This is a genomic window from Noviherbaspirillum album (genome assembly GCF_035916955.1).
Taxonomy (GTDB): domain Bacteria; phylum Pseudomonadota; class Gammaproteobacteria; order Burkholderiales; family Burkholderiaceae_D; genus Noviherbaspirillum; species Noviherbaspirillum album.
The window spans coordinates 62,987-76,295 of the sequence record NZ_JAWIIV010000026.1 but is presented as its reverse complement, the minus strand read 5'-3'; the positions used below and the strand labels follow the sequence as shown (position 1 = coordinate 76,295).

The 13,309-nt window shown below is 65.0% G+C and carries 11 protein-coding genes; 8 read left to right on the top strand and 3 right to left on the bottom strand.

Going from position 1 to position 13,309, the window contains the following annotated elements:
• Nucleotides 1–4 precede the first annotated feature (4 nt).
• The 7 genes from RY831_RS23760 to RY831_RS23730 are packed head-to-tail and all read left to right on the top strand — an operon-like array spanning nt 5 to nt 6,881.
• Nucleotides 5–1,315 (top strand): cobyrinic acid a,c-diamide synthase CobB, encoded by a 1,311-nt coding sequence (locus RY831_RS23760; protein WP_326508853.1) that lies wholly within the window; start codon nt 5–7, stop codon nt 1,313–1,315.
• Nucleotides 1,312–1,881 (top strand): bifunctional adenosylcobinamide kinase/adenosylcobinamide-phosphate guanylyltransferase, encoded by a 570-nt coding sequence (gene cobU / locus RY831_RS23755; protein ID WP_326508852.1) that lies wholly within the window; start codon nt 1,312–1,314, stop codon nt 1,879–1,881. Before RY831_RS23760 ends, cobU begins: the two co-directional genes overlap by 4 nt.
• Nucleotides 1,875–2,840, top strand: coding sequence for an adenosylcobinamide-phosphate synthase CbiB (cbiB, locus tag RY831_RS23750; RefSeq protein ID WP_326508851.1), 966 nt, complete (start codon nt 1,875–1,877; stop codon nt 2,838–2,840). Before cobU ends, cbiB begins: the two co-directional genes overlap by 7 nt.
• Nucleotides 2,833–3,828, top strand: coding sequence for a threonine-phosphate decarboxylase CobD (cobD, locus tag RY831_RS23745; protein WP_326508850.1), 996 nt, complete (start codon nt 2,833–2,835; stop codon nt 3,826–3,828). Before cbiB ends, cobD begins: the two co-directional genes overlap by 8 nt.
• On the top strand, nt 3,825–4,718 hold the full coding sequence (locus RY831_RS23740) for a cobalamin-binding protein (RefSeq protein ID WP_326508849.1): 894 nt from the start codon (nt 3,825–3,827) through the stop codon (nt 4,716–4,718). Before cobD ends, RY831_RS23740 begins: the two co-directional genes overlap by 4 nt.
• A gap of 34 nt (nt 4,719–4,752) precedes the next feature.
• A complete protein-coding gene (locus tag RY831_RS23735) occupies nt 4,753–6,198 on the top strand; it encodes a cobyric acid synthase (RefSeq protein ID WP_326508848.1) in 1,446 nt (481 codons plus the stop codon).
• A gap of 56 nt (nt 6,199–6,254) precedes the next feature.
• Nucleotides 6,255–6,881, top strand: a complete 627-nt coding sequence (locus tag RY831_RS23730; RefSeq protein ID WP_326508847.1) for a glutathione S-transferase family protein — start codon at nt 6,255–6,257, stop codon at nt 6,879–6,881.
• Between the two features lie 643 nt (nt 6,882–7,524).
• On the opposite strand, the gene RY831_RS23725 is transcribed toward RY831_RS23730, so the two are convergent.
• From RY831_RS23725 to RY831_RS23715, 3 genes are read right to left on the bottom strand one after another with little or no spacing between them, the layout of a single operon-like run.
• Nucleotides 7,525–10,344 carry an ATP-binding protein gene (locus RY831_RS23725; RefSeq protein ID WP_326508846.1) on the bottom strand — a complete coding sequence of 940 codons (2,820 nt, stop codon included), beginning with the start codon at nt 10,342–10,344 and terminating at the stop codon, nt 7,525–7,527.
• Between the two features lie 14 nt (nt 10,345–10,358).
• Nucleotides 10,359–11,087, bottom strand: a complete 729-nt coding sequence (locus RY831_RS23720) for a hypothetical protein (RefSeq protein ID WP_326508845.1) — start codon at nt 11,085–11,087, stop codon at nt 10,359–10,361.
• Complete coding sequence (locus tag RY831_RS23715) at nt 11,080–12,438, bottom strand: hypothetical protein (RefSeq protein ID WP_326508844.1); 1,359 nt, start codon at nt 12,436–12,438, stop codon at nt 11,080–11,082. Before RY831_RS23715 ends, RY831_RS23720 begins: the two co-directional genes overlap by 8 nt.
• Nucleotides 12,439–12,587: 149 nt before the next feature.
• On the opposite strand from RY831_RS23715, the gene RY831_RS23710 reads away from it, so the two are divergent.
• Complete coding sequence (locus RY831_RS23710; RefSeq protein WP_326508843.1) at nt 12,588–13,193, top strand: ParA family protein; 606 nt, start codon at nt 12,588–12,590, stop codon at nt 13,191–13,193.
• Nucleotides 13,194–13,309: the final 116 nt, after the last annotated feature.

Genomic DNA, 13,309 nt, shown 5'->3' with positions numbered 1-13,309 from the left:
GGCGATGAATGGTTTCGCGCAGGGCGCGCGCATTGTCCTTGTATCGGCGATCGCTTCCGGGCAGGGCAAGACCACCGTCACGGCGGCGCTGGCCCGCAAGCTGGCGCGGCAGGGCAAGCGGGTACGTGTGTTCAAGACCGGCCCGGACTTTCTCGACCCGATGCTGCTCGAGCGCGCCTGCGGCTCTCCCGTGCATTCGCTGGACCTATGGATGGTCGGACTGGAGCGCAGCCGTCGCCTGCTGGCCGAGGCAGCGGCGCAGGCCGACGCAATACTTATCGAAGGCGTAATGGGTTTATACGACGGCACGCCGTCCTCCGCCGATCTCGCCCGTGAATTCGGGGTGCCGGTCCTTGCGGTGCTGGATGCCTCCGCCATGGCGCAGACCGCCGGTGCGGTGGTGCGCGGCCTGCGCGATTACGGCCCGGTGCAGCTGGCGGGCGTGATTGCCAACCGCATCGGCAGCGAGCGCCATGCGCAGATGATCGCTGAAGCGATGCGCGACATTCCCCTGCTCGGCACCTTGCCGCGCCAGGAACGCTCGCTGCCGGAACGGCATCTCGGGCTGGTGCAGCCGGAAGAAGTCGGGGAAATCGACGGCATGCTCGATGCACTGGCCGAACAGCTGAGCTTCAGTGCCGATACATGGAATGCCCTGCCTGCAGCCGCGCTGGGTGAAGCAGCGCAGGAGTCCGCTTTGCCTGCACTGCTGCAACGAAAAACCATCGCCATCTCCCGCGACGCGGCGTTCGCCTTTCTCTATCCCGCAAACCTGGAGTGCCTGCGCGCGCTGGGTGCCGCAATCGTGCATTTCTCGCCGCTGGCCGACGAACCGGTGCCTGCGCAGGCCGATGCCGTCTACCTGCCGGGCGGCTACCCGGAACTGCATGCGGCGGCGCTTGCCGGCGCCGCGCGATGGAAACAATCGATCAGGACGGCGCATGCATCCGGAATGCCGATCTACGCGGAATGCGGCGGCATGATGGCGCTTGCCGACAGTCTCACCGCGATGAACGGGGAAACCCATGCGATGGCCGGACTGTTGCCGGGACGGGTGATCATGCAGAAGCGGCTCGCCGCCCTCGGCGCGCATGCTTGGCGGCGGGAGGACAGCGAACTGCGCGGCCATGCATTCCATTACTCGCGCATGGAGACGGACCTGGAACCGCTGGCCCGCACCGTCAAGCATCCCACCGGACAGGCGGGTGAGGCGATCTACGGCAGAGGTTCGCTCACCGCATCCTATTTCCATGCCTACTTCCCATCCTGTCCGCATGCCGTGGCCAGGCTTTTCCTTGAGGAGGGCGCCGCATGACGATCAGCCTGATTCTCGGAGGCGCGCGATCCGGCAAGAGCGCCCATGCGGAAAAGCTCGCCGCCGACAGTTCGCAAGACGGCGCCAGGGACGTGGTCTATATCGCCACGGCGCAGTCCCGCGATGCCGAAATGGCGGAGCGCATCGGCATCCACCGGCAGCGGCGCGATGCGCGCTGGAGCACCGTGGAAGAGCCGTTGGCCTTGGGCCGGGAGATCCGCCGCTGGAGCGCGCCGGATCGCGTCGTGCTGGTCGACTGCCTGACAGTGTGGCTGTCGAACCTGCTGTTTTCCGAGCAGCGCGACTATCCGGAAGTTGGAAAGATAGTGCCGCCGGAAAGCTATGGACGTGAGAGGCAATCGCTGCTCGACGCGCTGCGCGATGCTGCCGGCGACATCATTCTCGTGTCCAATGAAGTCGGCATGGGCATCGTGCCGCAGGGCGCCATCTCGCGCTGGTTCGTTGACGAGGCCGGCCGTTTGAACCAAGCGGTGGCCGCCTGCAGCGACCGCGCGGTGTTCGTCGTCGCCGGATTGCCGATGATGCTGAAAGGCCAGCCATGCTGAGCGGCCTGACGCTGTCCGCCGTGGCGCTGCTGATGCTGGCGGGCGTGGTGCTCGACTGGCTGCTCGGCGAGCCGCGGCGCTTTCACCCGCTGGTGGGCTTCGGCCGCATTGCCGGCCTGATTGAACAACAATGCAACCGGGGTGGCGCTGGCGTTTCGAGTTATCTGCGTGGCGTCATCGGCTGGGTGCTGGCGGTGCTGCCGCTGGTGGTGCTGACCGGAGCCGCGCTGCATGCCGCAACGCAGGCGCATTCCTTGCTCGGCATGGCGCTGCATGCATTGCTGCTGTACTTCTGCATCGGGCTGCGCAGCCTGCGCGACCACATGCTGCCGATCGCGGCTGCACTCGCCGCCGGACAGCTGGGGCTGGCGCGGGAACTGACTTCGCGCATCGTCAGCCGCGATACCGCGCGCGCCAACGACAGCGACCTCGCCAAGGCGGCGGTGGAATCGACGCTGGAAAACGGCAACGACGCGGTGTTCGGCACGCTGTTCTGGTTCGCCGTCGCCGGCGGCCCGGGCGCCTTGCTGTTCCGCCTCGCCAACACGCTCGATGCAATGTGGGGTTACCGCAATGCGCGCTTCCTGCGGTACGGCTGGATGGCGGCGCGCACCGACGATGCGCTCAACTGGATTCCGGCGCGCCTGACAGCCTTGTCCTACATGCTGCTAGGCGACGGCCGGCGAGCTCGCCAGTGCTGGCGCACGCAGGCCGCCGCCTGGCCCAGCCCGAATGCCGGACCGGTGATGTCTTCCGGCGCCGGCGCTCTCGGCCTGGCGCTCGGCGGCACGGCGGAATACGATGGGGCCGTCGAAACGCGGCCGCCGCTCGGTACAGGCAGGCCGGCCGAAGCGGACGACATCGGACGCGCTTGGCGGCTGGTCGGCCGCACCACGCTGCTGTGGATCGCGGTACTCGGATGCCTCGCCATACTTAACGAAAGGATGCCCCATGCTTGAACACGGCGGCAATCTGCGCGAGGCCGCGTTGCGGCACGGCCGCCCGCTGGCGGACTGGCTGGACCTGTCGACTGGTATCAACCCCGATTTTTACCCGGTGCCGGCCCTCCAGGCAAATGCCTGGCATCGCTTGCCGGAGCCTCATCCCGGTTTCATCGAAGCGGCGCAAGCCTATTACGGCGCGCCGCGCATGATGCCGGTGGCCGGCACGCAAGCCGCGATCCAGGGTTTGCCGCGCCTGCGTCCCGCCGGGCGGGTGGTGGTGTCGGCGCCGTCGTATGCCGAGCATGCCCATTGCTGGCGCCAGGCCGGGCACCAGGTGGAAGAAGTCGCCTACGACGCACTGGGCCGGTATGCGGACGATGCCGACGTGATGGTGGTGTGCAATCCCAACAACCCGACCGGCGCGCTGATCGCGCCCGAACAGCTGCTCGCCTGGGCCGGGCGACTTGCCGCACGCGGCGGCTGGCTGGTGGTGGATGAAGCCTTTGGCGATACCGTGCCGCAGGCCAGCGTCGCCCGCTGGAGCGATAGGCCGGGGCTGATCGTGCTGCGTTCGGTGGGCAAGTTTTTCGGTTTGGCGGGGCTGCGGCTCGGCTTTGTGGCGGCGGAGCAGGGGCTGCTGGATCGGTTGGCGGAATGGCTGGGGCCGTGGTCGGTGAGCGGTCCGGCGCAGGAGATCGGCCTTGCCGCATTGTCCGACAAGACCTGGCAAGAGGAAACCCTCGCCTGGCTGCTGCAGTCGGGCGATCGCCTGCATCGCCTGCTTGCCCATTTCGATATCGAGGCGAGCGGCACGGCGCTGTTCCAGTGGTGGCCCGAACGCCGCCCCGAAGAGTTTGCGCAGCACATGGCGGCGCACGGCATCTGGGTCCGATTGTTTCCGGTGAAGGCGCGCGGCATACGCCTTGGCTTGCCCGGGAATGAAGCAGGGTGGACGCGCTTGCAGGATGCGCTCGGCGCATGGAAGATCAAGGAGAAGCGATGAAGCGGTTTCGTTGGATGATGCTCGGCGCCGCGCTGCTCGGCGGCACTGCCCAGGTGCAGGCTGCAATCACGGTGCAGGACGACGCGGGCGATACGATCACCCTGGAGCAGCCGGCGCGGCGCGTTGTGTCGCTGTCTCCGCATGTGACGGAAATGCTGTTCGCCGCCGGAGGCGGTGACCGCATCGTCGGCACCGTGACGTATAGCGAACACCCGCCGGCGGCGAAAAACATTCCCCGCATCGGCGACAACCGCTCGGTTGACGTGGAGCGGCTGCTCGCGCTCAAGCCCGATCTGCTGGTGGTGTGGCGCCACAATGCCTCGTCGCGGCAGATGGAACAGCTGCGCAAGCTCGGCATTCCACTGTTCTACAGCGAGCCGCACAAGCTTCAGGATATCCCCGAAGCAGTGCTGCGCATGGGCCAACTGTTGGGCACCGAGCAGCAGGCCAGGCAAAGCGCCGGCGACCTGCAGCGCCAGCTCGACCAACTGACGGCGCGCTATCGCAACCGTGCTCCGGTGCGGGTGTTCTACCAGGTCTGGGACCGTCCGCTGTACACCCTGAACGAGCGCCACATCATCAGTGACGCGATCCGCGTCTGCGGCGGTGAAAACATCTTTGCCAAGCTGCCGATGGCCGCGCCCAGCATCACCCAGGAAGCGGTGCTCAAGGAAAACCCGGATGCCATCGTCAGCGGCGACCGGCGCGACCAGAAGGTCAGCGGCATCGAAATCTGGAAGCAGTATCCGTCGATGACGGCGGTCAGGCGCGGCAATCTGTTCGCCATCGACGGCGACCTCATCAACCGCGCCGGTCCTCGCATCATCGCCGGCGCCACCGAACTCTGCGCACGGCTCGACGAGGCGCGCAATCGCAGGAGCGACAAGTGAGGTCTGCAGCGAGAAAGGCCTGGAAACGACACGCATGAACTTTCCCTATCGAACCCTGATGGTGCAGGGCACCACCTCCGATGCCGGCAAGAGCACCGTGGTCGCCGCACTGTGCCGGCTGCTGGCGCGCGACGGCATCCGCGTGGCGCCGTTCAAGCCGCAGAACATGGCGCTCAACAGCGCGGTCACCGTGGACGGCGGCGAGATCGGCAGGGCGCAGGCGCTGCAGGCGCAGGCCGCCGGCGTGCAGCCGCACACCGACATGAATCCCGTTCTGCTCAAGCCGTCGAGCGACACCGGGGCGCAGGTCATCATCCAGGGCCAGGTGCGCGCCGACATGAACGCGCGCGACTACCACCAGTACAAAACGGTGGCGATGGCGGCGGTGCTCGATTCCTACCGCCGGCTGGCTTCGCAGTACGACGCGGTGATCGTCGAAGGCGCCGGCAGCCCGGCCGAGATCAACCTGCGCGAGCGCGACATCGCCAACATGGGTTTCGCCGAGGCGGTCGACTGCCCGGTGATCCTGGTGGCCGACATCGATCGCGGCGGCGTGTTCGCCCACATCGTCGGCACGCTGGCCTGCCTGTCGGATAGCGAGCGCAAGCGCATCGTTGGCTTCGTGATCAACCGTTTCCGCGGCGACATCGCGCTGCTCGAGCCGGGACTGGAGTGGCTGGAAAAGCAGACCGGCAAGCCGGTGCTGGCGGTGCTGCCTTACCTGCAGGGACTCTTTCTCGATGCCGAGGATGCCGTCAAGCCGGAGCAGAACGAGAAAGGCATCTTCCGGGTCGTCGTGCCGGTCATACCGCGCATCAGCAACCACACCGATTTCGATGCATTGCGCGCCCAGCCGGAAGTCGACCTGCGCTTCGTCGGTCCCGGCCAGCCGATACCTGCGGCCGACCTCATCATTCTTCCCGGGAGCAAGAACACGCGCAACGATCTCGCCTGGCTGGAGCAGAACGGCTGGCATGAAGCGGTGCGCCGACATGTGCGCTACGGCGGCAAGGTAATCGGCATCTGCGGCGGCTACCAGATGCTGGGACGCAGCGTCGCCGATCCCCATGGCGTCGAAGGCAAGCCTGGGATTTCGCGCGGCCTCGGCCTGCTCGACATCGATACCGAAATGACCCGGGCCAAGCGGCTGGAACAGGTGAGCGGACGCTGCGCGTTCGCCGACGCCACGGTCAGCGGCTATGAGATCCACATGGGCACGTCCCACGGGCCGGCGATGGAGCGGCCGGCTTTCCACATCGACGGCCGCGCCGAAGGCGCCCGCTCGGAAGACGGATGCATCCTCGGCACCTACCTGCATGGTATCTTTGATACTCCCGACGCCATGGGCGCGCTGCTGCACTGGGCGGGCCTGCGCAATTCCGAACCGGTCGATCTACGGCGCCTGCGGGAGCAGAGCATCGACAGGATGGCGGATGCCACGCAAGGACTGTACCGGGCATTGATGAAGGTGAATGACTGAGCGCCTTTCGCTACCAGACCAATCCTCGGTCCAAGACCCTGCATGGAGGAAAATTCATGACCAAGCTGGTGTTGTACACGAACCCCCAATCCCGCGGCCGCATGGCGCACTGGATGATGGAAGAAATCGGTCTTCCGTATGAAACGGTGTGGCTGGATTTCAAGACGAGCATGAAGAGCCCCGAATACCTGGCGATCAACCCCATGGGCAAGGTGCCTGCGATGAAGCACAACGAAGTGGTCGTGACAGAAACGCCCGCCATCTGCGCTTACCTCGCGGATGCTTTCCCGGAAAAGAATCTCGCGCCGTCGCCTGGCAGTCCGGCGCGCGCCGCCTACTACCGCTGGATGTTCTTCGCCGCCGGTCCGCTGGAAATGGCCGTCACCGGCAAGATGTTCAACTGGCAGGTGCCGGAAGGCAAAAATATCTCGGCCGGCTTCGGCAGCTATGCCGATACCATGGCCGCCTTGGAAAAGGCAGTCGAATCCGGGCCGTACCTCTGCGGCGAGCAATTCACGGCGGCCGACGTCTATTTCGGATCGGCGGTAGGCTGGGGCATGATGTTCGGCAGCGTGGAAAAGCGGCCGGCGCTGGAGGCGTATTTCGGTCGTTTGGCGGCGCGGCCTGCTTTTCAGAATGCGCAGCGGATCAATGAGGAGCGCATAAAGGCCGGGAACGCATAAAGTAGAGTAGGGCTGCGATCCAAGGCTGTTTAGCTAAGGTGAACCGCAACTGACCAAGCTAGCGCATAGAGGCTGTTCTAACCCCTTTTGCCTACGCCAAAAGAGTGCGACGCCAAGCGGATAAAGAAGCGCGGACTGTCTGAGCCGAAGGCGAGTTTCCGCGCTTCCCGCTTGGCGTCGCACTCTTTTGGGAACCCCGAAGGGGCGATGGCATCGGGGTCGTTTTCTTGCCTACTTCTTTGTCGAGACAAAGAAGTAGGTGGCCCGCCGGGGCCAGTCCCGGCTAGAGGACGTCTCTACGGAGAGACCAAGGTATAGGGTAGGCGAAAGCTTTCAGACATTTTTTCATCGATGGAGTTTGACTTCGAAGTTGAATCAGTGTGAGCGCGATGAAGAAAGGAGTAAGGAAGATGGCACGACCCGCTGCGATTTGGCTATCTCCCTCACCCCTGCCCCTCTCCACGAGTTGGCTTGCAAGCCAACTCGGTTACGGCAGCGCAAACCATGGTTTGCGCAACCCTGCCTTCACCCCACCTGCGGGAGAGGGGTTCTGCTCTTCGCATTGACGAAGCCGGATTTCTTTTGGCTAGTCCTTGCGCAGCAGCCGTTCGTGCAGACACGCAAGCCAGTACCGCCCAAGCACCTAGGCCGCCTTTGCAGCCCGCCGCTGCAGCACGAAAATCGGCTGCGCCCACTGCGTGTCCTTCTTCTTCTTGCTGGTAATCAGCGTCAGCTCAGAAGGATCGTAAACATCCGTGTTGTGCGTCAGCGGCGTCGTCATCAGGTACTGCGCATCGGTATTCTTCAGGAACTCGCCGACCAGCTGGATATTGCGAATATCCAGGTGAGCAAACGGCTCGTCGATGAACACGAAGCCGCCCGACCCGTCATCCGACTTCAGCAGTCCGATCAACAGGATCAGCGACTTCATCACCTGCTGCCCGCCGGAAGCCTCGCCGTCGTTCAAGCCTATCGGCCCCTTGCCGTCGAACTTGAAGCGCACCTGCAGGCCGGCCTGCGCCAGCTGCACGTCGTCGTTCTCCAGCCGTACCGGATCGGTGTGCACCTCGATGTTGGCCAGCTCGCCGAGTTCCTTGATGTTGCGGCTGTAGGTCTTGATCGTATAGCGCAGGCGGTCGATGTAGGCGCCGCGCGCATTGTTGGTCGCTTCGATGGCGCGGTTGTTCTGGTAGCGCCGCTCCTCGGTTTCCGCCTGCCGTCCCTGCAGCAGCGCGCTCAGCCGTACATGCTGGTCGACCACGGTGGAATCGGTTTCCCAGTCTTCGCGCGCGAGGTCGCTGGCCAGGTGGCCGATGCGCAGGTTCACCTGGTGCGCGTTCTGGTGCAGCACCGCCAGTTCGAGGCGGCGCGCCGGACGCCGCCAGCCATGCGGCAGGTGGCGCCAGTTCCGGCGCAGTTCGGAAAGCGCCTTCGCATGTGCGGCGCGCTCTTCCTGGTGGCGCTTCTGCGCCAGCTTCAGACCCGACTCGCCGTCGACCAGCGCGCGCTTCGCGTATTGCCAGGCATTGTCGGCCAGCGTGCGTTCCTCGGTGGCTTTCTTGATGAGCGGGAACAGTTCGCCGAGCCGCGTGCCGACTTCGGTGCGCGCCGCCTTCAACGGTGCGGCGCCATGGCCGGCTTCATCGAATTCCGCCTGGCGCGCCACCAGTTCCTTGGCCGCATCGACACCGGCGATGCGTGCCTTCAGGGCGCTCGCTTCGCCAGCCAGCTTGTTGATCCTGATGGTGAGCTGATCTTCCTGCGCTTCCAGTTTCGGCAGCGACTGCTGCAGGGCTGCGATGCGCTGCGCGCGGCCGGCCTGGCCGAAACGGTAGCGGGAAGCCTCGACGAACACCGAACGCCCGCCGCGCCGTTCACGGTGATACGCCTCCGGCGTGATCCATTCCTCGCCGCCGGAAAGCTTCATGCCGGCTTCGGCGGAATCGACCCGTGTCACGCGGCCAAGCTGATCGATCAGCCAGGGCGGGACCTTGGCGCTGAAGCGCACCACCGACAGCAGGCTGCGGTCCTGCACTTCCGGCGCGGTGACGCGCTCGGGCACGATGAAGTGGCCGTAGCGCTCCTTTTCGCCGATGCGGTAAGCGGCGGCCGCATCGCGCGCATGCTCGAGCAGGATCACCGAGGTATAGCCGCGCAGCATGCCTTCCACCGCGCCTTGCCAGCGCGGATCGGTGACTTCGACGATCTCGGGCAGCATGCTGTGCGCAATCCCGGCCTCGCTCAATGCACGGCGCATGGCGCGTACGTTTTCCGGGTCCGGCAGGCCGGTCTTGCTTTCCAGCGCCGCGATCGCCGAGCGGTCGGCGGCGATGCGTGCCGCCAGCTCGTCGCGTGCCTGCCGCTGTCGCAGGTATTCGCTTTCCTTCTGCTCGAGTTCCGCGGCGACATCGGCAATGTCGGCGCCGGCGTCGGCCGCCAGCTTCTGCAGGCGGGATTTCTGTTCGAGCAGGCTCTCCAGCGGCTTGAGCCTGGTATTGATGTCGCCCAGGCGCTTTTCCAGCACCGATTTTTCGTCTTCCAGAGCGGCTTCCTGCCGGTGCGCCGCGCTCAATGCCGATGCGCGCTCGGCGAGGTCGTTGCGCCTGTCGGCGAGCTGCGCATCCTGCACCGCGAGTGACCTCCGCGCATCGCGCAGCGAGTCGCTGGCGAGCTTGGCCTTTTCGCGCAGCTCGTGATACTGCAGCGTAGGCAGCACTTCTTCCTGCAGGTCGCGCTGTTCCTTGTTCAGGCCTTCCCACTGGTGATAATTGGCCGCGCGCAGCCGCAGCCGCTCCTGGTTGGTCTGGGCCGATTCGAGTTCGGCCTCGAAGCGCTGCAGCTCGGTTTCGGTATCGCGCTGGTGGCGCTTGGCTTCATCGTAGGCATCGAGTACTTCCTTGTCGCCGAACACCTGGAACACCAGGTCGAGCAATTGCCGCGGCGCGTACTCGCAGAGCTTGTCGGTCTCGCCCTGTTCGAGCGCCAGCACCTTGGCCATGGCGGGCGACAGGCCGGCATTGGCGAGACGCTTGCGGTAGTTCTCCAGTCCGAGCCAGTCGTTCGCCTCCTGCACCTCCTCGATCTCGACCGCGCCGGGGCGCATCAGGTACTGGCGCTTCCAGTCGCCGCCGTTCTTCTGGATCTGGCAGAACAGCGTGACCTCATCCTCGCTGAAGAAACCTGATGAGCGGAACGGGCGGTTCGACAGCTGGCGTCCGGTGGCGCGGTTGTCGACCACGGCGCGCAGCCACGATGTCTGCTGGCCCGCATGGCGCGCATAGTGCTTGTACGAGCGGCCCATCGAGCAGTCGAGTCCGAACAGCGTGCGCAGCGCATCGAGCAGGGTGGTCTTGCCCGAGCCGTTCTGCCCGGCGATCGTGATGATCTTGGCATCGAGCGGAATGTTCTTGACGCGTTGCCAGTAGTCCCAATGGACCATTTCCAGCGATTTGATATGAAACATGCGAATCCTGTTGCTTATTGTTCCGGGAGCGGCTCGCTCAGTGCATCCGCCTGTGCATCGGCCTGTGCTTCGCCTTGCGCATCGGCCTGCGGAAACGGAATGATTGCGGCTTCCCTCGGCGCGGGACGGTGGAAGATGTCGGCCAGCGCGCCGTTGATGATGCGGTCGCGCAGTGTGTCGGTATCCATCATCAGGTCGAGCAGCGGGCCTTCCAGGATCATGTCGCCGCGCCGCTCGATGAAGCCAAGCTTGTTGAGCTGGCCGAGGTTGATGTCCATGCGGGTCTTGCGGCCGAGCTTGTCGCCGAAGTCGGCGAGCAGGGCGCGGTAGGAAATGCCCATCGATGCGTCTTCCGCACGCGGAAGCGGCTTGTCCTTTCCGAACATGTCTTCCTGGTCTTCCAGCGCATGCTGGTGCGCCTCCTGCCGTTCGCGCTTGGGCAGGATGATCATTGCCCACAGCACTACCAGCAGGGCGACGCCGTCGCGCGCGAGGCCGAGGTTGTTGTTCTGCCAGACTTCGCGCGAACCGAAGATCTTCGGTTCGATTTCCCGCGCCAGCGCCAGCGTCACGTTGTCGGCGTAGACATTGTCGAGGAACTTCAGGCCGCAGGCGGCCAGGCGGGTGTCGATGTCGAGGCGGAAGGCTTCATCGGTCAGCGCGCGCTTGACCAGCTTGTTCTCGCGCGACAGGGTCTGGTGCGTCATCAGTTGCGCGATCAGGATTTGTGCATCGTCAGTCATGCTGTGGTTCCGGTTTGTTGTCCGATGCCGGGGCGAGCGCGAGCGTTGCGTTCGACATCGCCGCCACGTGCGGGTCTTTCAGTTTCACCATGCCTTCCTGCGGCGTGAATTCCAGCGGCAGGCGGGCCATGGTGGCCGTGCCGCCCTGCAGCGAGGCTTCGCTCTCGTCGCCCAGCAGCGGCAGCAGGGAGGCGCGATAGGATGCGACGGCGAAGTTCGCGGGCAGCAGGGTGTCCTGCACCCTGTTGCCGGCGGTCTTGCCGGCATTGTCCGCGGAAGCGGAGGCGGCAAATGCGCCGAGGCGGTTGAGCCAGGCGTCGAGCTCCACCGGCGTGGCGGGAGTGCCGTTGCTTACGATGGATGCATCCTCGCCTTTCGGCAATTCGGCCGGCAGCGTAGTGTTCCTGTCGGCGAACAGCTCGGCCTCGGCGACGTCGATCATTTCCGACGGCGTGATGAACATCGGCGTCACCGGTATCGCGACGGCATTGCTGGCCAGTCCGGCCAGGTCTTCATGCTGCATCAGCCAGGTCTTGATGTCGGTCGTCGACAGGCCGGACTGGCCGAGGTGGACCCGCTGGCGCTCGATCTGATTCAGCGCCCGCGAGAACATGCCCTGCATGTTGAGCAGCGCGCTCTGCGCCCGGCCGATCGCCTGCGCCGCGCGGTGAGTGGCGGCGTCGGCATCCGGATCGTTGGTGATCGCCTGCAGGATCTGAGATCCTTTTTCCACCCAGTCGCAGGCGGTATGCCATTTTTCCTGGGCGGCGCGCAGCCGGAATTCCGAGCCGGAGGCGATGGCATCGCGGAATTCCTCGGTCAGGTCGACCATGCGGCCGAGCAGGTGCTGCAGCTGCTCCACCGTGACGCCGCCGACCGCCTGCGAGCCGGCGACCTGCGACAGCAGGAAACCCATCTCCGCCTCATCGTCGTCCCGTGCCAGCGCCATCAGGCTGTCGATCGCCGACAGGATGTTGCGGGCGAGCGGCGTGACGCGGTAGACGCCTTGACCCGCATCCCAGTTGAGCAACTGGTGCGAACGCAGCCGGTAGAGCACCGTCTCCAGGCTTTCCGCTTCCAGGTAGCCGAGCCTGGCGTTGATGTCGGCGCGGGTCAGGGTCGATGTATCGGGGACGGACGCCAGCTCGTGCAGGACCAGCAGCCGGACCAAGATGGAGTCCGAGCCGCCGTAGAACAGCGCGGTGAAGCCCTGCAGCAGCGGCTGCGCCCGCCGGAGGCGATGGACCTGCTCGATGTCGTCCGGGGAGAGGCCGGGCCTGAAGTACGCTTGAAGGGAAGGCTGCGCCCCTTCGTCCGGCAGCGCGGCCGCAATCGGTGAAGAATTCTGCATGGGCGGTATTTTAAGGCACCGGGGTTCCGTGCAGAAACGGAAAAGGCAGCCTGACTGTAACAGTGTGAAAAAGCCGCATGCTATCCTTGCAACAATGTTGTCCCAAAGGAATGCCAAAATCGGGGACGCCTATCGCCAGGGAGAATGCCATGCCAGTCATCGCCGTCGTCAATCCCAAGGGTGGAGTCGGCAAGAGCACGATCGCCACCAACCTCGCAGGTTATTTCGCCAAGCAGGGACACAAGGTCATGCTCGGCGACATCGATGCGCAGCAAAGCTCGCGCGCCTGGCTGGCCCTGCGGCCCGGCGGGCTCCCGCCCATCCTGCCGTGGGAAACCGACGGCCGCGCGGTGCGGCCGCCGAAGGGCACCACCCATGTCGTGCTCGATACGCCGGCGGGGCTGGCCGGCGCCCGCCTCGACGAGGTGATGCGCCTGGCCGACCGCGTCGTGGTACCGCTGCAGGCTTCCATGTTCGACATCCTGGCAACGCAGACTTTCCTGCAATGGCTGGCCGCCAACCACGGCAAGGCAAGAGTCGGCGTGGTCGGCATGCGTGTCAATGTGCGCACCCGGGCCTTCGACCAGCTGATGCACTACGCCGGCCAGATCGGCCTGCCGGTGCTTGGCTATCTGCGTGATACGCAAAACTATGTGCAGCTGGCGGCGCACGGCGCATGCCTGTGGGATGTGGCGCCTTCGCGGGTAGAGCGTGACATCGAGCAGTGGCAGGCGCTGGTGAAGTGGGTACAGTGAAATGAACAGCAAATGGACTACTGGATCATGACCATTCTCATGGGATAGATTGAGAATCCGTTTGCATTTAGTTTTCAAAATGATAACATCGTCGCCTTTGATTGTTATATTGTTAA

Bases quoted from the DNA above. Each gene is read 5' to 3' on its own strand.
- cobU (WP_326508852.1), top strand. From the start codon at position 1,312: ATGACGATCAGCCTGATTCTCGGAGGCGCGCGATCCGGCAAGAGCGCC.
- RY831_RS23725 (WP_326508846.1), bottom strand. From the start codon at position 10,344: ATGTTTCATATCAAATCGCTGGAAATGGTCCATTGGGACTACTGGCAA.
- RY831_RS23735 (WP_326508848.1), top strand. From the start codon at position 4,753: ATGAACTTTCCCTATCGAACCCTGATGGTGCAGGGCACCACCTCCGAT.
- RY831_RS23715 (WP_326508844.1), bottom strand. From the start codon at position 12,438: ATGCAGAATTCTTCACCGATTGCGGCCGCGCTGCCGGACGAAGGGGCG.
- RY831_RS23710 (WP_326508843.1), top strand. From the start codon at position 12,588: ATGCCAGTCATCGCCGTCGTCAATCCCAAGGGTGGAGTCGGCAAGAGC.
- cobD (WP_326508850.1), top strand. From the start codon at position 2,833: ATGCTTGAACACGGCGGCAATCTGCGCGAGGCCGCGTTGCGGCACGGC.
- cbiB (WP_326508851.1), top strand. From the start codon at position 1,875: ATGCTGAGCGGCCTGACGCTGTCCGCCGTGGCGCTGCTGATGCTGGCG.
- RY831_RS23740 (WP_326508849.1), top strand. From the start codon at position 3,825: ATGAAGCGGTTTCGTTGGATGATGCTCGGCGCCGCGCTGCTCGGCGGC.
- RY831_RS23730 (WP_326508847.1), top strand. From the start codon at position 6,255: ATGACCAAGCTGGTGTTGTACACGAACCCCCAATCCCGCGGCCGCATG.
- RY831_RS23720 (WP_326508845.1), bottom strand. From the start codon at position 11,087: ATGACTGACGATGCACAAATCCTGATCGCGCAACTGATGACGCACCAG.
- RY831_RS23760 (WP_326508853.1), top strand. From the start codon at position 5: ATGAATGGTTTCGCGCAGGGCGCGCGCATTGTCCTTGTATCGGCGATC.